At 63.3% G+C, this 18,434-nt stretch carries 17 protein-coding genes and 1 tRNA gene; 13 read left to right on the top strand and 5 right to left on the bottom strand.

The features are described 5' to 3' along the window. Positions 1-158: 158 nt before the first annotated feature. Positions 159-3,668, top strand: a complete 3,510-nt coding sequence (locus LB536_RS27855; protein WP_140765123.1) for a PAS domain-containing hybrid sensor histidine kinase/response regulator — start codon at positions 159-161, stop codon at positions 3,666-3,668. A 66-nt stretch (positions 3,669-3,734) separates the two neighbouring features. On the opposite strand, the gene LB536_RS27860 is transcribed toward LB536_RS27855, so the two are convergent. Both LB536_RS27860 and LB536_RS27865 read right to left on the bottom strand, forming a co-directional pair. Further along, positions 3,735-4,394 carry a response regulator transcription factor gene (locus LB536_RS27860; protein ID WP_027145680.1) on the bottom strand — a complete coding sequence of 220 codons (660 nt, stop codon included), beginning with the start codon at positions 4,392-4,394 and terminating at the stop codon, positions 3,735-3,737. Between the two features lie 123 nt (positions 4,395-4,517). Beyond that, positions 4,518-4,949 carry a hypothetical protein gene (locus tag LB536_RS27865; RefSeq protein ID WP_224598212.1) on the bottom strand — a complete coding sequence of 144 codons (432 nt, stop codon included), beginning with the start codon at positions 4,947-4,949 and terminating at the stop codon, positions 4,518-4,520. 107 nt (positions 4,950-5,056) lie between these two features. Here LB536_RS27865 and LB536_RS27870 point away from each other — a divergent pair, with 107 nt between their 5' ends. Then, on the top strand, positions 5,057-5,407 hold the full coding sequence (locus LB536_RS27870; protein ID WP_224598215.1) for a DUF952 domain-containing protein: 351 nt from the start codon (positions 5,057-5,059) through the stop codon (positions 5,405-5,407). Beyond that, positions 5,404-6,483 carry a quinone-dependent dihydroorotate dehydrogenase gene (locus tag LB536_RS27875; RefSeq protein WP_224598217.1) on the top strand — a complete coding sequence of 360 codons (1,080 nt, stop codon included), beginning with the start codon at positions 5,404-5,406 and terminating at the stop codon, positions 6,481-6,483. Before LB536_RS27870 ends, LB536_RS27875 begins: the two co-directional genes overlap by 4 nt. Here the strand turns inward: LB536_RS27875 and LB536_RS27880 are convergent. After that, entirely contained in the window at positions 6,476-7,816 is a 1,341-nt protein-coding gene (locus LB536_RS27880) for an MATE family efflux transporter (RefSeq protein ID WP_224598219.1), read from the bottom strand. The two genes, LB536_RS27875 and LB536_RS27880, sit on opposite strands and share 8 nt — an antisense overlap. A gap of 130 nt (positions 7,817-7,946) precedes the next feature. Here LB536_RS27880 and LB536_RS27885 point away from each other — a divergent pair, with 130 nt between their 5' ends. Next, complete coding sequence (locus LB536_RS27885; protein WP_224598221.1) at positions 7,947-8,849, top strand: histone deacetylase; 903 nt, start codon at positions 7,947-7,949, stop codon at positions 8,847-8,849. 3 nt (positions 8,850-8,852) lie between these two features. Here the strand turns inward: LB536_RS27885 and LB536_RS27890 are convergent, their stop codons facing one another. Then, the gene (locus LB536_RS27890) at positions 8,853-9,116 is read right to left on the bottom strand and encodes a DUF6460 domain-containing protein (RefSeq protein ID WP_140765107.1); all 264 of its coding nucleotides are present in this window, start codon (positions 9,114-9,116) and stop codon (positions 8,853-8,855) included. A gap of 473 nt (positions 9,117-9,589) precedes the next feature. Between LB536_RS27890 and LB536_RS27895 the strand changes: the two genes are divergently transcribed. The 9 genes from LB536_RS27895 to LB536_RS27935 all read left to right on the top strand — a co-directional run bounded on the left by LB536_RS27895 (position 9,590) and on the right by LB536_RS27935 (position 17,768). Beyond that, a complete protein-coding gene (locus LB536_RS27895; RefSeq protein ID WP_224598223.1) occupies positions 9,590-10,207 on the top strand; it encodes an outer membrane protein in 618 nt (205 codons plus the stop codon). A 186-nt stretch (positions 10,208-10,393) separates the two neighbouring features. Further along, positions 10,394-10,789 carry a hypothetical protein gene (locus LB536_RS27900; protein WP_224598225.1) on the top strand — a complete coding sequence of 132 codons (396 nt, stop codon included), beginning with the start codon at positions 10,394-10,396 and terminating at the stop codon, positions 10,787-10,789. A gap of 46 nt (positions 10,790-10,835) precedes the next feature. Further along, the gene (locus LB536_RS27905; RefSeq protein WP_224598227.1) at positions 10,836-11,510 is read left to right on the top strand and encodes a response regulator transcription factor; all 675 of its coding nucleotides are present in this window, start codon (positions 10,836-10,838) and stop codon (positions 11,508-11,510) included. Next, positions 11,507-12,937 carry an ATP-binding protein gene (locus LB536_RS27910; RefSeq protein ID WP_224598229.1) on the top strand — a complete coding sequence of 477 codons (1,431 nt, stop codon included), beginning with the start codon at positions 11,507-11,509 and terminating at the stop codon, positions 12,935-12,937. The genes LB536_RS27905 and LB536_RS27910 overlap by 4 nt, the downstream gene beginning before the upstream one ends. A gap of 124 nt (positions 12,938-13,061) precedes the next feature. Then, entirely contained in the window at positions 13,062-14,087 is a 1,026-nt protein-coding gene (locus tag LB536_RS27915) for a glycosyltransferase family 2 protein (protein WP_224598230.1), read from the top strand. Further along, the gene (locus LB536_RS27920) at positions 14,080-14,781 is read left to right on the top strand and encodes a class I SAM-dependent methyltransferase (protein ID WP_224598232.1); all 702 of its coding nucleotides are present in this window, start codon (positions 14,080-14,082) and stop codon (positions 14,779-14,781) included. The genes LB536_RS27915 and LB536_RS27920 overlap by 8 nt, the downstream gene beginning before the upstream one ends. Before the next feature lie 167 nt (positions 14,782-14,948). Further along, on the top strand, positions 14,949-16,439 hold the full coding sequence (locus tag LB536_RS27925; protein ID WP_224598234.1) for a hypothetical protein: 1,491 nt from the start codon (positions 14,949-14,951) through the stop codon (positions 16,437-16,439). An 83-nt stretch (positions 16,440-16,522) separates the two neighbouring features. Beyond that, complete coding sequence (locus LB536_RS27930) at positions 16,523-17,620, top strand: acyltransferase family protein (RefSeq protein WP_224598235.1); 1,098 nt, start codon at positions 16,523-16,525, stop codon at positions 17,618-17,620. A gap of 74 nt (positions 17,621-17,694) precedes the next feature. Beyond that, positions 17,695-17,768, top strand: a tRNA-Gly gene (locus tag LB536_RS27935). A 233-nt stretch (positions 17,769-18,001) separates the two neighbouring features. Here LB536_RS27935 and LB536_RS27940 read toward each other — a convergent pair. After that, a complete protein-coding gene (locus LB536_RS27940; RefSeq protein WP_140811314.1) occupies positions 18,002-18,307 on the bottom strand; it encodes a hypothetical protein in 306 nt (101 codons plus the stop codon). Between the last annotated feature and the right edge of the window lie 127 nt (positions 18,308-18,434).

Genomic DNA, 18,434 nt, shown 5'->3' on the forward strand with positions numbered 1-18,434 from the left:
ACGGGCAAAAAGAGAAAACAGCCGGTTTCTTCTTACCTCGGGCAGCCGCCGGAAATCATCGCCCGCATGTGCCGAAAGCCGCGATGGACTTGGCGCCCAAGCTGTGATTGCGTCTGACCCGGCCAGGTTAAAATCGGCACAGGGAGGATCTTGCCGGCGTGCAGGGCTTGTTCATCGTCATCATTGCTATCGCCTATGTGACGCTGCTGTTCGCCATCGCCAGCCTGGGCGACCGCCGCTCGGCGATTTCGGGGCCCGGCCGGGCACGGCCTTTCATCTATGCGCTCAGTCTTGCCATTTACTGCACGTCCTGGACCTTCTTCGGCTCGGTCGGCCTTTCCTCCGAACGCGGCCTCGAATTCCTCGGCATCTATACAGGTCCGGTGCTGGTGTTTGTGTTCGGCTTTCCGCTGCTCAACCGCATCGTGCGGCTGGCCAAGACCGAGAAGATCACCTCGGTCGCCGACTTCCTCGGCGCGCGTTACGGCAAGAGTTTCACCGTGGCCGCGATCGCCACGCTGATCGCCACGATCGGCGCCGTGCCCTATATCGCGCTGCAATTGAAGGCGATCTCCGGCTCGGTCAGCCTGATGGTCGAGCACTATACGGGCTCGCCGCCCTCGTTCGATCCGTTCGTCAGCGACATCTCGCTGGTCGTCGCCATGCTGCTTGCGCTGTTTGCGGTCCTGTTCGGCACGCGCCATGCCGACGCCACCGAGCACCAGGACGGGCTGGTGCTGGCGGTCGCGGTCGAGACCGTGGTCAAGCTCGCCGCCTTCCTGGCCATCGGCCTGATGGTCACCTTCCTGATCTTCGGCGGGCCGGGCGACATGTTCGACCGGCTGGCCGAGAATGGCCAGGTGCGGCAGGCAATGGGCTATTCGACGTCGCTCGCCACCTGGCTGGTGCTGACGTGTCTCAGCGGCTTCGCCATCATCCTTTTGCCGCGGCAGTTCTACGTCACCATCGTCGAGAACCGCAGCGAGGCCGAACTGCGCACGGCGACTTGGGTGTTCCCGCTCTACCTCGTGGCGATCAACCTGTTCGTGCTGCCGATCGCCTTTGCCGGCCTGACGCTGGTCGGCACAAGGACGAGCAGCGACCTTTATGTGCTGTCGCTGCCGCTGTTCAGCGGCCACGATTTCCTGGCCATGGCCGCCTTCATCGGCGGCCTGTCGGCGGCAACCGCAATGGTCATCGTCGAGAGCGTGGCGCTGTCGATCATGATCTCGAACGACCTGGTCATCCCGTTGTTCGTGCGCCGGCTGTTGCGCACGACCACCTCCGAGAACGAGGATTGGTCGACGCTCATCCTCAATGTACGGCGGGCGTCGATCTTCATCCTTCTGTTCATTGCCTTTCTCTACTATCGCGAGAGCACCAACAGCGCCCGGCTGTCCTCGATCGGCCTGATGTCCTTCGCGGCGATCGCGCAGTTCGCGCCGGCCCTAATCGGCGGATTGATCTGGCGCGGCGCCAACGGCCGGGGCGCGGCGCTCGGCATGGTCGCCGGCATCCTGGTCTGGGGCTACACGCTGCTGGTGCCGTCGCTCGTCGCGCCCGATACCGGCATCATCGTGCACGGGTTGTTCGGCTTCGAGGCGTTGCGGCCGCAGGCCCTGTTCGGCACCGTCGCCGAACCGCTGAACCATGGCGTGCTGTGGAGCCTGTCGGTCAACGCGCTGTTCTTCGTCTTCGGATCGCTGTCGCGCGCGTCGGTGCCGCTGGAGCGCATTCAGGCATCGATCTTCGTGCCGCGCGAAGCCGGCCCGATGCCGAGCCTGCGCCGTTTCCGCACCGCCATCACCGTCAACGACCTCAAGGATACGATCGCACGCTATCTCGGTGTCGAACGCACCGAGCGGTCCTTTCAATCCTTCGAGAAGAGCAACGGCACCTCGCTGCATGGCAACGAACAGGCCAGCATGGACGTCATCCGCTTTTCCGAGCAGCTTTTGGCCAGCGCCGTCGGCTCCTCCTCGGCGCGGCTGATCCTGTCGCTGCTGTTCAGACGCCACGACCGCGAATCCCGCGACGCCTTCCGCTTGCTCGACGACGCCACGGAAGCGCTGCAGCACAACCGCGACCTGCTGCAGATCGCGCTCGACCAAATGGAGCAAGGCATCACCGTCTTCGACCGCGACTTCCGGCTGATCTGCTGGAACCGCCAGTACCGGGCGCTGTTCGACCTGCCCGACGAGATGGGCCAGGTCGGCGTTTCGCTCGACCAGATTCTTCGCCATCTCGCCGAGCGCGGCGACATTCCTGGCGACCAGCGCGTGACGATGCTCAACCGGCTGACCAGCTTCGTCAGCCCCTGGCAGATGGAACTGAAGACCAGCGGCCGCATCCTGGAACTGCGCTCCAACCCGATGCCCGACGGCGGCATCGTCGCCACCTATGCCGACATCTCCGGCCGCGTCGAGCAGGACCTGGCGTTGAAGCGCGCCAATGAATCGCTGGAGCAGCGCGTCAAGACCCGCACCATCGAACTGACCAGGGTCAACGAGGAATTGACCCGGGTCAACGAGGAGCTGGCACAGGCCCAGATGCTCGCCGAAGAGGCCAATCTCGGCAAGACACGCTTCCTTGCCGCCGCCGGTCACGACATCCTGCAACCCTTGAATGCTGCCCGGCTCTATTGCTCCTCGCTGATCGAGAAGGCCGGCAAGGGGCCGGCCGGCAAGGCGGCCATCAACATCGAATCCTCGCTGGAATCGGTGGAGACCATTCTGGGCGCCGTGCTCGACATTTCGCGCCTCGATGCCGGCGCCATGAAGCCTGATGACACCGCCTTCAGCCTTGATGGCCTGCTGCGCCAGATCGGCAATGATTTTCGGCCACTGGCCGCGGAGAAGAAGCTTGGCCTGACGATCATGCCGTCGTCGCTGACGGTGACGACGGACCGCAACCTGTTGCGTCGCCTGATCCAGAATCTTGTTTCCAACGCCATCAAATACACCCGCCGGGGCCGCATCCTTGTCGGTGTGCGGCGGCGTGGCGACTTGGCGGAGATCCAGGTCATCGACACCGGCATCGGCATTGCCGGCGACAAGCTGAACACCGTCTTCCATGAGTTCACCCGGCTCGACGAAGGCGCGCGCGAAGCCGAAGGTCTTGGCCTCGGCCTCTCCATTGTCGACCGCATCGCCCGAGTGCTCAGGCTCGAAATCCGCATCTTCTCCAATCCGGGCAAGGGCACGCGCTTTTCCGTCATCCTGCCGGTGGCGGCCGCGCAGGAGCCGCGACACGAGGTCGAGACCAGGGCGCCGGCCCGCGCGGCGGCTTCGCTGTCGGGGCTGCATGTGCTGTGCATCGACAACGACATCCGCATCCTCGATGGCATGCGGCTGCTGCTCGAAGGCTGGGGCTGCAATGTCGCCACGGCGACCGGCTCGGGGGATCTGGACGGGGCCGCGATCCACCGTCCGGACATCGTGCTTGCCGACTACCATCTCGACCGCGAAACCGGTCTCGACATCATCATCAGGCTGCGCGCGACCCACGGTGACGACCTGCCGGCCGTGCTGGTCACGGCCGACCGCTCCAACGAGGTGCGAGCAGCGGCGGCAGGCCTCGACATCCCGATGATCAACAAGCCGCTGAAGCCGGCGGTCCTGCGTTCTATGATGGCCAGGTTCAGGCCGATGGTGCGGGCGGCGGAGTGATGTCGAGGCACCCAGGCCCATCACCTGTCTCAGCGAGAATAGCCGCGAGCACCAGGCGCCTGGCCTTCAGCCCGCCGGCTGCAGCGGGTCGCTGCCGATCTTGGACAGCAGGATCACCGCCTGGGTGCGGCTGTCGACGCCGAGCTTCTGCAATATGGCCGAGACATGTGCCTTGATCGTCGCTTCGGAGACGCCGAGTTCATAAGCGATCTGCTTGTTGAGCAGGCCCTCGGCCAGCATGCCGAGCACGCGGGTCTGCTGCGGGGTCAACGCCTGCAGCCGCTTGATCAGGTCCGATATTTCGGGATCGCGTTCGACGCCGAGATCGACGCCGACAGGTGCCGCGATATCGCCGGCAAGCACCGACTGCACGGCGCCGCGGATTTCTTCCATGCTGGCCGACTTCGAGATGAAACCGGAGGCGCCGAGATCGAGAGCGCGCCGGATGGTCGCCGGATCGTCATGCGCCGACACCACGACCAGCGGCACCGCCGGATGGATGCCGCGCAACGAGATCAGGCCGGAGAGGCCGCTGGCGCCAGGCATCGACAGGTCCAGCAGCACGAGATCGACATCTTCATTGGCCACGACCAGCGCCTTGGCGCTTTCGAAATCGCCCGCCTCGTGAATGGCGGTGACATTGCCGATGCCGGCAAGCGCCTCGCGCAGGGCGCCGCGAAACAGCGGGTGGTCGTCGGCGATGACGAAAGTATAGCCTGACGGCAAGATGTCCCTCCCCGAATCCCCGATTTACTGCTTTTTGCGGGATCAGTCGGACGATTATGAGGGGCCGCGCGCTGTTTTCAAGCGGCAAAACCGGCGTGCCGCGTTTTCCCTCGTCACTAGCGCTCAGGTCTTCTGCGAGTTGGGCTGGGCGCCGCCGCTGTCCTTGTCCATATCCTTGACGATGCCCATGAAACTCTTCAGGAAGCGCTCCATATAGCCCATCGTCTTGTTGAAATCCTCCTCGCTCGGCAGTGTCGATTCGAGGCGGGCGGAGAGCGAATTCTCCAGCCTGGTGACGCGCTCGTCCATCGCCTTCATCGAGGTCTGCAAGCGATCGACCTCGTCCTGGTAGGCGGTGCGTTCATCGGCCGCCATCTTGCAGACGAGCTGGCCCGAATGCTCCTCGCAGATCGACATCGCGCCGGTCTGCGTATCCATGCGGACATAGCCGTTATCAGACTTTTCCAGCCGGTAGCGGTCGGCTTCTTCCGGATAAGCTGAGGCCGCCACCAGTGAAACGAGCGCGGCGGGGATCAAGATGTGCTGCAGACGCATGTTGTCCTCCATGGCCAAAGCCTGAAATATCGCATGTTTGCGCCGGAAATGGGGAAGACCCTTGGCGTGGCCTTCCCCGCGCGACTGGTTCGGATTATAGCGCAACCATGTCACAGATTATCTACAAGATAACTCCGCAAGCGCCTTGGCGCGAGGCCGAAGCCAATGGCCGCTTCACCGGCGCGCCAATCGACGTCGCCGACGGCTTCATCCATTTTTCGACGGCAGAGCAGGTCGAGGAAACCGCGGCCAAGCATTTTTCCGGCCAGACCGACCTTCTGCTGGTCGCCATCGACGGGACCGGCCTGGGCGATGCGCTGAAATACGAAGTCTCGCGCGGCGGCGCGCTGTTTCCGCATCTCTACGGCGTGCTCGACCTGAAAGCGGTGCTGTGGGTCAAGCCGCTGCCGCTCGGTGCCGACGGCACTCACCAGTTCCCGGCCCTGGAGGGGCAATGAGCGTGCTCGACCAGATCGGCCAGAAGCTGCTGTTCACCTTCGATCCGGAAACCGCGCACGGCCTATCGATCGCGGCACTGCGCTGTGGCCTGCCGGTCGGCGCGCGGACGGTACACGATACAAGGCTGAAGGTCAGCCTTTGCGGTCTCGATTTCCCGAACCCACTTGGCATGGCGGCCGGCTACGACAAGAATGCCGAGGTGCCCGATGCGCTGCTTGGCCTCGGCTTCGGCTTCGCCGAGGTCGGCACCATCACGCCCCTGCCGCAATCCGGCAATCCGAAGCCGCGCATCTTCCGGCTGACATCGGATGAAGCCGTCATCAACCGGCTGGGCTTCAACAATGAGGGCCATTCCGCCGCTGAAAAACGCCTTGCGGCGCGCAAGGGGCGCACCGGCATAGTCGGCGTCAACATCGGCGCCAACAAGGACAGCACCGACCGCGTCGGCGACTATGAGCGCGGCGTCGCCCGCTTCGCGCCCCACGCCAGCTATCTCACCGTCAACATTTCCTCACCCAACACGCCGGGCCTGCGCACCATGCAGGCGCGCGAACAGCTTGGTGAGCTCCTGTCGCGCGTCATGGCCGCGCGTGCGGCGGCAATCGCGCAGCCGCCGATCTTTCTCAAGATCGCGCCGGATCTGGTCGAGGCCGAGCTGGAGGATATCGCTGCCGAAGTCATGGAAAAACGGATCGACGGCATCATCGTCTCCAACACCACCATTTCACGACCGGGTCTGCGCAACGGTGACGTCGCGCGGCAGACAGGCGGGCTTTCGGGAAAGCCGCTGTTCGAGCGCTCGACCATCGTGCTGGCCAAGATGCGCAAGCTGCTCAGGCCGGATGTCGCCATCATCGGCGTCGGCGGCGTCGATTCAGCGGAGACGGCGCTGGAGAAAATGTGCGCGGGCGCCGATCTGGTGCAGCTCTACACCGGCATGATCTATGCCGGGCCGGCGCTGCCGGGCCGGATCGTCGCCGGAATGGCACGCTTTGCCGAAACAGAGAACCTCAGGTCGATGCGCGAGTTGCGCGACAGCCACCTCGACCAGTGGGCGTCGAAGCCGCTCAGCTGAACGCCGTTCGCACCCTGACCCGCAGAATCGTCAGCAGGCTCAATCCCCGCACGAGCAGGAAGACGTGCAAGGCCGCCCACAGGCCGTGATTGCCGAAGGCGGGCGCCAGCGTGATCAGTGCGGCGGCAAAGACGAGGAATGACAAGAGCATCATATTGCGCATGTCGCGCGACCATGTCGCGCCGATGAAGACACCATCCATCTGGAAGGCAAGCACGCCGCTCAGTGCAGTGAACGCTGCCCAGGGCAGGTAGGTATCGGCTACGGCGCGGACATCCTGCGACGTCGTCACGACGGCGACTAGGTTGGTGCCGGCCACGAGCAGCACCAGCGTCGCGCCACCGGCCAAGCCGAAGCCCCAAAACAGGGTCAGGCGGACCGCCTGCCGGAAGGGTTGCGCCGCACGCGCGCCAACGGCGCGGCCGGCGAGTTGCTCGGCGGCGGTGGCGAAACCGTCGAGGAAATAGCCGGCGACGAGGAAGAAATTCATCAGCACCGCATTGGCGGCGAGCGTCACCGTTCCGAACTGTGCGCCTTGGCGGGTGAACAGCGCGAAGGCGGCAAGCAGCGAGAACGAGCGGATCATGATGTCGCGGTTGAGCGACAGCATGCGCAGGAAGGCGCCCATGTCGAGCAGGCGGTGGCGAGGCAAGGGCGGGCTGGATCGGAACCGGCGCACCACGATCGCGAGACCAAGCAGCATGGCGAGGAATTCGCCGGTGACGGTCGCCCAGGCGACACCGGAAACGCCCCAGCCAAGTTCAAGGCCGAGCAGGAAGCAGAGCGCGATGTTGATGCCGTTGAGCACCAGTTGCAGGACAAGCCCGAGCCCGCCCTCGCCACGCCCCAGGACATAGCCAAGGATGGCGTAGTTGATCAGCGAGAACGGGGCGGCGAGCAGCCTGATCCTGACATAAACGCCCATCGCCTCGCTGACGCGTGGCCCGGCATCCATGAACCACTGGCCGCCAACGGCGATGAGCGGCGAAAGCGCTGCCAGCATGGCGCCGGCAACGACCGCGATCAGAACGGCGCGCCAGAACACCGCCTGTTCCTCGAGAGCGTCACCACGCCCGAAAGCCTGGGCGACGAGGCCGGTGGTGCCCGAACGCAGGAAATTGAAGCTGGTGAAGACGACATCGAAAGCCAATGCGCCGGCTGCCAGGCCGCCAAGCAAGGCGGCATCACCGAACTGGCCGACAACAGCCGTATCGACGAGGCCAAGCAGCGGCGTCGTCAGATAGGCGAGCGTCATCGGCACGGCGATGGCAAGCACCGAGCGGTTGGTGACGGAAAAGGCTCTGGCGTCGATTGCGATGGCACCCTTGTCCAAAGATTGCTGCCTTGCTGATTGCGGCTTGATCGGGGAACCGATGTGCCTCATTTTCCGGCCACCACGCAATCGCCCGTCCGCGACGGCCAACCGAAATCCCGCTCTGGCGCGAAGCCGCCGGACCAGTCTCATGCCCCTGCAGATCGTCCATCATCCCGACTACGACGCCGGCTTCGCCACCAACCATCGCTTTCCGATGAGCAAATATCCGCTGCTGATGGAGGCCTTGCGCGCACGCGGACTGGCCGGACCCGGCGCGCTCAACACTCCTGAACCCGCGCCGGCGCCGTGGCTGAAGCTTGCCCATGCGGCCGCCTATGTCGACCAGGTCCTCTCCTGCTCCGTGCCGGAAAAAATCGAGCGCGAGATCGGCTTCCCGGTCGACCCGCGCGTTTCGCTGCGCGCGCAGCTTGCCACCGGCGGCACTGTGCTGGCGGCCCGGCTTGCCTTGCGCCACGGCATTGCCTGCAACACCGCCGGCGGCAGCCATCACGCGCGGCGCGCGCAGGGCGCCGGCTTCTGCACCTTCAACGATGTCGCCGTCGCCTCGCTGGTGCTGCTCGCGGAGGGTGCGGCGCAGAAGGTCCTGGCGGTCGACGTCGACGTGCATCAGGGCGACGGCACGGCGGATATTCTAGGCGATGAGCCACGCGTGTTCACCTTCTCCATGCATGGCGAGCGCAACTATCCCACACGCAAGATCGCCTCGGACCTCGACATCGCCCTGCCCGACGGCACGGGCGACGCGGCCTATGTCGAAAGGCTTGATACCATCCTGCGGGACCTCTCCACGCGGGCGCATTGGGATATCGTCTTCTACAATGCCGGCGTCGACGTCCATGCCGAGGACCGGCTCGGCAGGCTGGCGCTTTCCGACAACGGCCTGCGCGCTCGCGACGAGATGGTCATCGGCCATTTTCGGGCGCTCGGCATTCCTGTCTGCGGTGTCATCGGCGGCGGCTATTCCACCGATGTGCCGGCACTTGCCGCGCGTCACGCCATCCTGTTCGAGGTGGCGTCGGGCTACGCGTGAAAGTCACTTCCGATAGTTGGCGATCCTGAGCAGGATGAAGGCCGGCACGACGATCGCGCCGCCAAGCAGGATATAGCCGAGGAAGCGGTCGATGGCATGGAAGCCGAGATTCCAGAGATCGATGAAGAACTTCCGGATGCCGTAGAACACATCCATCGGCGACCAGCCGAAGGCGTTCATGACCAGGCCGACGAGAAAGGATACCACCAGCAGCTTCAGGACAACCCTGAGTGGCGAGTCGCCGAGAAAGCGCGTCAGTGCGGACAAGGCCGTCTCCCGATTGAGATGCCCGGACTCGTGGGCACGGCCCAGAGATACGTGCTTGGCGATCATCCATCAAGCCGGCGCGGTCTGTACGGAGAAACTGATAAGTCGCAGCCAGATGTTGAACGCCATCGAAAGCCCGGATCACTCGAGCGTCTGGCAGAGCGGCTTCCGCGACCCGCAATTCTTAAATATAGGTAAACAATTTCATTTTAATTTATTGAAAATAAAGCACAAAACCGTCATTTCCCGGTTTTGCGCAATGTGCGTGCAATTTTCACTTGCGAGATACCAGGCGTCTTTCAGGTGACGGACCGCGCGGCGCTCTGCCCCTACCACCGCCGGTGAAAGCCGGTCCCCAGAACCGCGACCATCCCTGAAAGACACCCATCGGAGCTGACCGCCTCAACGGTCAGGCTCCTCGGCAATTAACCAGCGTATCGGGTGCGGATGCGCGTTTGTGTTGGAGTAATGCAGTGTCCCCTCAAGCAAAGATCGTCCTGACGGCGAGTGCCCTCGCCATGTGTCTTCTCGGGCCGGCGATGGCCGCCGACCTCTCGCCTGCCTACAATGATCCCCCTGCCTTCCAGTGGAGCGGCGCCTATGTCGGCGTCCATGGCGGCACGGCGTTCACGGGGATGCCGAACCCGTTCGCCGGTCGAAACGGCTTCAGCGGCGGCGTCCAGGCCGGCTACAACCAGCAGATGGGCCCGGCGGTTCTCGGCGCCGAGATCGAAGGTTCCTATCTGGGCGGCGCCGAACACGATGTCCGGGGCGGCAAGATCAAGGAGAAATGGCGTGGCGCGGCCAAGGCGAAGGCCGGTGTAAGCTTCGACCAGACGTTGCTGTTCGGAACCGGCGGCGTGGCCATGACCAGGTTCGACAAGGGCGACGGCGTGAAGAGCAGCGACGGATGGAAGGTCGGTTACCTCGTCGGCGCCGGCATCGAGCAGGGTTTCGCCGGCGGCCTCTCGGCCAAGGTCGAGTACGACTATGTCAGCACCCCCGGCGTGGAAACGACATCGGCCCTAGGAAGATCCAAGGAGACGATCGGCAGCCATGAGTTGAAAGCCGGCATCAACTACCGGTTCTAGAAACAGCAAGTGGGCCGACCCAGATCGCGCGATGGCCGCAGCGGCATCGCGCAATCTTGTCGTCGATGCATCGATGCCCGGACGCGGACGTTCCCTCGAGGAAAGAGCAATCCATGCTTGTCGCAATGTCGATGTAATCTTCGCAATCTAGGTCCCCTGCGTGAATTTTCACGATGGGAATCAGCAATGTCCACGCATCGCTCCGGCCGACGGACGTCCAAGCTATCGTTGCTATCGTTCATTGCGATCGCACTCGCATTGGCGGGTTGCGCCTCCGACATCATGAAGAATTATGTCGGACAACCGGTCGAATCGGTCGTTGTGGATTACGGTCCGCCGACGGCGATCGTAGACCTCGGCCAGGGAGAGCGCGCCTATCAGTGGCGCCAGGTCTCGACGTCGGCGGTTTCCGGGACATCGAGTGGCGAAGTCCGCCACACAAAACACGGAACCGTCTATGAAGAGACCGAAACGCCCGGCTATATCGAGCGTCAGGAATGCTTCTACACATTTTACGCCCGCGCTTCCGGCGGCCGCTGGTTCATCACCAATTTCCGCCGGCCAAAGCTGGAATGCGAATGAACCGCCGAACCGCAAATCCTGCGGCAGTGGGTGAAGGAGAACGCCAATGCGCGTCCTGCTGATCGAGGACGAACCGGAAATGGCCTCCGTGCTGAAGACCGCCCTGGAGCGTCTGGACATCATCGTCGACCATGCCGCGACCTTGGCCGACGCCGAGGCGGTGGCTCGTCTGGGCCATCACGACGCCGTGGTGCTGGACCGCCGGCTGCCGGATGGCGACGGCCTCAGTCTGATCCCGCGCCTGCGCGCCCTGCATCTGGACGTGCCGGTGATCGCGCTGACGGCGATGAGCGGGCTGGACGACCGGGTCGCCGGGCTCGATGCTGGGGCCGACGACTACATGGTCAAGCCTTTCGCCACGGTGGAACTCGTCGCCCGGCTCCACGCCCTGCATCGCCGCTCGTTCACCTCGCGCGCCAGCCAGACGATGGTTGGCCGCCTCACCTATGATTTCCGCCATCGCGAGGCGCTGGTCGAGGATCAGGCGCTCGATTTGCCGCGGCGTGAAAGGCTGGTGCTTGAAACGCTCATCCGACGGCCAGGCCGGACGATCACGCGCAGCGCTCTCGAAGAGGCCGTCTACGCCCTGGACGACGAGATCGGCTCGAATGCGCTCGACGCGCATGTCTCGCGGCTACGCCGCAAGCTCGACGATGTCGCCGCCGGCATCGAGATACGAGCGATCCGCAATCTTGGCTATCTCCTGCGGGCGGCCTCGTGAAGAAGCTGCGCGCGCGCTCGCTGCAATGGATCCTGGTCCGCCGGCTGATCCTGCTCCAGGCGGCGACGCTGCTCCTCTTCATCGTTTTGTGCGCGGCAGCCCTCTGGATCGCCAATCCGAGGCTGCTCATCGACAACGAGGCTGCTGTCGCGGCCGTCAAGGATGCCGTCGACCGCGACAAGGACGGCAGGCTGATTGTCCGTGAAACGCAAGACCTCGCCGCGTTTCGCCAGAGCTTCCCCAATGTCTGGTACATCGTTCGCGACGGTAGCGGGCGAACCGTCCGTTCCGGCACGATTCCGGATGTCTACACCGAGGACCTCGGTGGCCTGCTCGGCCAAGCAGACCACGCCACGATCGGATTCTCCGACAAGGACACGCGGCCGGAAGCCTATATCGAAAACGCTTCGACCAAAGCCGGCGCGGTACAAATCATCGCCGCGACGCAGTCGTCGCGCCAGGAGACCGACGGGCTCGAGATCAACATTTCGGCGACGGTGGAGGTCGCCCGGTATCCGAACGGCAGCAGGAACTGGGAGCGCGCCCTGCCGGCGCTTGCGCTCGTCATCGCGATCCTGTTGCTGCCCATCGTCCTCGTCATGGGCGCCACCACTCTGGTCACGACGCCGGCCGTGGTCCGGCGCTCCTTTGCCGGCCTTGTCGAAACCGTCCGCCAGGCTGCCCGCGTCGATATCGGTACCCGTGCGATGCAGTTGCCGGTCAAGCACGTGCCGCAGGAAATCGCGCCGCTGGTGCATGCCTTCAACGAGGCTTTGGCCCGCCTCGCCCAGGGATACGACCGGCACAACCGTTTCCTCACCGACGCGGCGCACGAATTGCGCACGCCGATCGCCATCCTACGCACACGCGCCGAGTTGCTGCGACAGGAGCCGCAAAGCGTGCGGCTGCTGCATGATATCGAGCGCCTGTCGCATCTTGCCCAGCAACTGCTCGACCATCAACTGCTCGACCGTCCATCCGACCAGCGCGAGATCGTCGATCTCGACGATCTGGTCAGCCGGGTGGCGGCCGACTTCGCGCCACTCGCCATCGAGGCCGGCTACGACCTTGCCTTCGAGCCTTCTACCGACAAGACACGCGTCGAAGTCAACGTGCTGCAGATCGAGCGGGCACTCGCCAACCTCATGCGCAACGCCATCGAGCATGGCGGCGGCGGCGGTACCATCACGATTGCGATCGACAGGACGGGCGGCATCGAAGTGCGCGACGAAGGCCCGGGCATTCCTGAGGAAGAGCGAGAGAATGTCTTCGAGCCCTTCTATCGCCTGCAGCCGCAGTCGCGTGGGGCCGGCTTGGGCCTGAACCTCGCCCGGCAGATCGCGCTGCTGCACGAGGGAACGATCAGGATCCTGGCGGGCTCATGGCGCGGTACCCGCATCCGCATGGAATTGCCGGTTCGTTCGTGACCCGGGCCGTTCAGGGCGCCAAACGCACGGCGGCCGGCCAGACCGTGGCCGCGCCGATCGCTGATTTATCTGTTTTCTAACCAATTGCCGCTATTGCCATTTCCAAAGCGGGAGCCAGGCTTTGGTGGGAACGGGAAAAATCGATGCGCACCGCGCACCCATGTTGTCGGTCGTCGTGCCTTGCTACAATGAACGCGACGGCGTGGCGGAGCTTCACCGACGCGTCAGCGCGGTATGCCTCGAGCAAAGCCTCTCCTACGAGGTCGTGCTCGTCATCGATGGGGCGACCGACGGCACCCGCGAGGCCATTTTCGAACTGGCCGAAAAGGACGACCATGTGGTCGCCATCGATCTTGCACGCAACTACGGCCACCAGATCGCCTTGAGCGCGGGGCTGGAATTCTGCCGCGGCCAGCGCATTCTCATTCTCGATGCCGATCTCCAGGATCCGCCCGAACTGCTGGGCGCGATGATGGCCAAGATGGATGAAGGCTTCGACGTCGTCTACGGCCAAAGGGTGAAACGGGACGGCGAAAGCTGGTTCAAGCTGGCCTCCGCCTCGATGTTCTACCGTCTGCTCGGCAGGATGGTCGATGTCGAGATCGCGCCGGACTCCGGAGATTTCCGGTTGATGAGCCGCCGTGCGCTGGACCATCTGATCGCGATGCCCGAACGCTACAGGTTCATTCGCGGCATGGTGAGTTGGATCGGGCTGAGGCAGGTCGCCTTCCCTTATGAACGGCACCGGCGCTTTGCCGGCACAACCCATTACCCGCTGAAGAAGATGGTTCTTCTGGCGGTCGACGCGATGACCAGCTTTTCGATCGTGCCTTTGCGCTTTGCCTCGCTGCTGGGGATGATGTCCGGCCTGCTCGGCCTGCTCGTGCTTGGCTATACGCTGTTGGAATGGTCTGTCGGCAATGTGCTGCCCGGCTGGACGAGCCTTGCCGCGATCATGCTCATCCTGGGCAGCGTCCAGCTTCTGGTGCTCGGCATCTTCGGCGAGTATCTCGGCCGCATGTACATGGAGACGAAGCGGCGGCCGCTCTATTTCGTCAACGAGATCGTTTCGCGTGGCCAGTCGGCCAAGGACAGCGATCTCCCGGTCCATCGCCTGCAGGAGATGGCAAAGAGGGCGGCCCGTGCTTGAGGCCGAATTCGACCAGTTTGCGCGTGGGTACCAGGAGCAGCATGCCGCGAGCATAAGGCTCAGTGGCGAGACGCCGGACTTCTTCGCGAAATACAAGATCGATGACGTCGCGGCGTCACTGGGACGGGCCGGCGTGAAACCCAGGCGCATACTCGACTTCGGTGCCGGCGTCGGCAATTCGCTCGGCTATATGCGCGCAGCGTTTCCCGACAGCGAGATCGTCCTGCTCGATGCTTCGCGGGAATCGCTCGACATCGCCAGCGAACGCTTCCCTGGTCAGGCCGCGTTCGCGCATTTCGACGGCCAGACCATCCCCTTCGCCGACGCTAGCTTCGACCTTGTCTTCGCGGCTTGCGTTTTCCATCACATCCCCGGGAACCGTCAGATCGGACTGTTCGCGGAGATCGGCAGGGTGCTGGCCAATGGCGGCAGTCTCTTTGTCTTCGAGCACAATCCGTGGAATCCACTCACCACCCACGCGGTAAGGAATTGCGCCTTCGACGAGAACGCGGTCCTGATAAGCTCGCCGCATATGCGCAGGCGAATGGCCGCGGCGGGCCTTTCCGGCACTCGGATCGTCTATCGGATTTTCTTTCCCAGACTGCTTGCTAGGCTGCGGCCGTTCGAACGATTCCTGACCAAGATACCTGTTGGAGCCCAATATTTTGCGCATGTGGTCAAGCCGCTCGTTTGACTGTCCGAGGATGCTGCTATCTGGCTCCGTCGGCCTGTTGAACACGACGCTGGGATATGCGGTCGTTCCAGCGGGTTGGCGCTCTCACCGAAAACCCCGTTTGCCCATCTGGCGGCAAACCGGCTCTTCGCTGCCGTTTTTAGAGGCGAAATGACCTGGAGCGCGGCATGAACCAGGCTGAGGCAATCGTTCCGACCACGTCGCAGCTCGAGGATGCACAGCGCATCAAGCTGATATTCTGCCTGTTCGCCGCCTCCATCATAGCTGCTGGATTAGCCGCATTCGCGGGCTCGACCCTCAAGGACCCCGACAGCTGGTGGCAAGTGAAAGTCGGGCTGGATTTCCTGGCAAACCGGACATTTCCAACGGTCGATCCCTATTCCTATACTTTTGCCGGGCATCCGTGGATCGCAAAGGAATGGCTGGGGCAGGTCTTTCTGAGCCTTGCCTATAGTATCGGCGGATGGAACGGTGTCGCCGCGCTGATCATCGCCGCGATAGGGCTGACAGTCTTCGTGACGGCATGGTTCCTCAGCGCGTGGCTGAGGCCGATAGTGGCGGTAGCGCTGACATTCATCCTGGCCTTCCTGATCGCACCTATCTATACGGCGCGTCCCCACGTCTTTACCTTGCCGATCATCGTCATCTGGACGGCGGTGTTGTTTCGTGCATCGGCAGAGGAGCGGGCTCCGCCCTGGTGGCTCCTCGCGCTGGTTGTGCTCTGGGCCAACCTCCACGCTACCTTCACCTTGAGCTTCGCCATCACCGCCTTCGCCGGACTCGATCTCCTGGCGCGCACCGGCCTGTCGAAACCCGCTCTTTTGGCGAAGTGGGTGGCGTTTGGCCTGCTCTGTCCGCTGGTCTGCCTCATCCATCCCTACGGTGTGCAAGCCATCCTGGCCACGCTCACCGTTGCCCATGGCAATGAGGCGGTGCCGCTGATCCTGGAGTGGCGGCCGTTCAATGCCCCGGAACAGGACATGCAGGAAGCCGCGATACTGGTGGCGCTTTTCGGGCTTATGACGTCAAGGTTGCGGATCGGCTGGGCCAAGGCGTTGTTCATCGTCTTCACCTTGCATGTCTACCTGTCGCATCAGCGCTTCGTCTATCTGTTCTTCCTGCTTGTTCCGCTGGTGGTTGCGGTCGAAGTCGCGCGCCAGTACCCCGCCCTGTCAGCCAGCGTCTGGGTGAACGAAAAGCGTGACGGACTGGAAAAATTCTTCGCCGGCCAATTCCATCTGCTCTGCGGCGCGACGGCGGTGTTGCTGGTTGGCGCGGCGCTTGCACTCAACAACGCCTACCAGGTCGCGCCGAGCCCGAAGACGTCGGCCAGCGGTGCCCTTGCATTCGCCAGGGATCACCACCTGTCCGGCAATGTCTTGAATTCCTACAATTTCGGCGGCACGCTAGTTTTCCATGGCATCAAGACCTACGTCGACGGCAGGACGGACCAGCTGTTTCTCGACGGTTTTATGAAAGCCGACGACGCAACAGGGCAAACCGGCGGAAAACCGCTGCTCGAGGCCCAGTTGAAGAAATACGCCATCGGCTGGGCACTGCTTACGGCCGATGACACCCGCATCCCCTTCTTCAATGAACTGGGCTGGAAGCGGGCCTATGCCGACGACTATGCCGTGATCTACCTGCCCGGCGCCTGATTCACCCGATCCCGCAAAACCGGCGTGGCCAGCGTTCGAAGGCCTGGCATTCACATCCGGGCCAGAATCACGCGGACCGCCCCGTGCCTGTCGCCACGCGCGTGCTTCAATTCGCTCCGATGGTCTGGGTCGGCCTCATCTCCTATTCGCTCTACCTTGTTCACTCGCCGATCAATTCCTTCGTCCATTATCTCTCGCTGAAAGCCGTCTCGGTGCCGACGATCGTCGCAATGACGGTGGCCAGCTTCGCCCTGGCGACCTTCTCCTGGAGATATGTCGAGCAGCCTTTCCGGCGGAAGCGGGCCTTCACCGCCCCGCTGCCGATTTTCGCCTTTTCGGCGACGGCGATCGCCCTGCTGTGCGTCGGCGGTCTGGCCGGTATGCTCGGCAACGGCTTTCCGCAGCGGTTCCCCGATTTCTCGACGCAACGGATCGTGGTGGGTGACTGGCGCAACGGCGTCTGCTTCAACGAGGGTGCGAGCCGGATCGAGGATTGGAACCTTGCCGACTGCACGCGCACGCATGGCTTTCCCACCAATGTGCTGCTGTGGGGCGATTCCTTCGCGGCTCACTACGTTTCGGGCCTGGAGGCCAACGCGGAGAAAATCCAGGCCAACGTCATCCAATATAACTATGCCGGCTGCCCACCCAACCTGTCCTACTTTTCCTATGCCAGGCCGAACTGCACCCGCTTCAACGAACGGGCGCTGTCGATCATCCGCGATGCCAATATCCAGGCGGTGATCCTGAGCGGCCGATGGACGGACTACCAGGCCAGGGGCTTCGGCGGACTGCAGACGACGATCGACCGGCTGCGTGACATGGGTGTCAAGGTCTATGTCATCGGCCAGTCTCCGGAGTTCATCGCCGACGTCCAGAAGATCGCTTTCTTTGCAAAACACGAAGGCGCCGTGAGTACATCCTGGCCAATGGCCATGGATGCCGACATCAACAAGCAGGTGCAGCTCTTCGCCAAGGGCGCGACCTTCATCGACCCGCTCACCGTGCGACGCCATCGGCTGTTCCTATGCGGATGCCACCAGCAAGCAGTTTCTCTATTTCGACTATGGTCATTTCTCTTCCGCCGGCGCGACGCTGGCCGTCTCGAAATTCTGGCCGAGCTTCGCCGCCGGCGGCGAAGTCGCAAAGGTCAGGGAAGAGGCGCCGACCGTCACTGGTGAACTGGCGAAGCCCTCATTGTGAGACCGGTTTGCGATTGCCCGAGGCCATGCGGTCATGATAACGAGGCTGCAGCGCGGGTATGATGTAATGGTAGCCTGTCAGCTTCCCAAGCTGAACGCGCGGGTTCGATTCCCGCTACCCGCTCCAGCAGGCCACACAAGGCGTCGCGGCTGATCGGGGTTGGCCGAGATTCCGGCGGTTTTACACCATCGGTTCCGGCATCGTCCATGCTCGAATGTTGCATCTTCGGTCCACAGGAACTGGAAGAGAGCGCTGGTGTCGGCGTTTGCCCGTTCCGCGGCGCCTGACGAGCATTGCCTGTGGTGCGTCCACATACCCGGTCGGGGTCGAGGCCCGCCATGTCTGCTTCAGATCCCCCGTCAGCACCAGATATTGCGTGTCGGTGCCCCGCTGGGCGGGTCCGGGACAACGGTTGTCGGCGCCGAGATATTGTCTACAACCCAGATGGTCGAGACGCCGGCGTCCTCGATCCTCAAATGATAGTGGATCTGCTCTGCCAGGAAGACTGGCGGGAACATGCCGCCCGAGTTGGCGACCACCGGAAATCGTTCGGGATCACAGTGCGGCGTCAGCGTACCGGCATCATAGAAATACGCCTGTGCGCCGTACGGCGTGGCGCTGGCGTTAAGCCGCGGCACTAGACTCCGTTCCCAGAGAATGGACATAGGTTTCTTCAAAATCAATTTTGCAGTGTTGTTAGAAAGCGGACTTACCGCTAGGGCGTAGTGACGATTTAACTACCTGAGCCAGATAGCGATAGCGGCAAGTTTGACAAAGCCCATGAAGTTGGCG

The organism is Mesorhizobium sp. ES1-3 (genome assembly GCF_020164795.1).
GTDB lineage: Bacteria > Pseudomonadota > Alphaproteobacteria > Rhizobiales > Rhizobiaceae > Mesorhizobium.

Excerpts from the sequence above, each read along its gene's own strand:
- LB536_RS27885 (WP_224598221.1), top strand. The coding sequence starts at position 7,947 with ATGCCCCTGCAGATCGTCCATCATCCCGACTACGACGCCGGCTTCGCC.
- LB536_RS27905 (WP_224598227.1), top strand. The coding sequence starts at position 10,836 with ATGCGCGTCCTGCTGATCGAGGACGAACCGGAAATGGCCTCCGTGCTG.
- LB536_RS27870 (WP_224598215.1), top strand. The coding sequence starts at position 5,057 with ATGTCACAGATTATCTACAAGATAACTCCGCAAGCGCCTTGGCGCGAG.
- LB536_RS27875 (WP_224598217.1), top strand. The coding sequence starts at position 5,404 with ATGAGCGTGCTCGACCAGATCGGCCAGAAGCTGCTGTTCACCTTCGAT.
- LB536_RS27925 (WP_224598234.1), top strand. The coding sequence starts at position 14,949 with ATGAACCAGGCTGAGGCAATCGTTCCGACCACGTCGCAGCTCGAGGAT.
- LB536_RS27940 (WP_140811314.1), bottom strand. The coding sequence starts at position 18,307 with ATGTCCATTCTCTGGGAACGGAGTCTAGTGCCGCGGCTTAACGCCAGC.
- LB536_RS27865 (WP_224598212.1), bottom strand. The coding sequence starts at position 4,949 with ATGCGTCTGCAGCACATCTTGATCCCCGCCGCGCTCGTTTCACTGGTG.
- LB536_RS27900 (WP_224598225.1), top strand. The coding sequence starts at position 10,394 with ATGTCCACGCATCGCTCCGGCCGACGGACGTCCAAGCTATCGTTGCTA.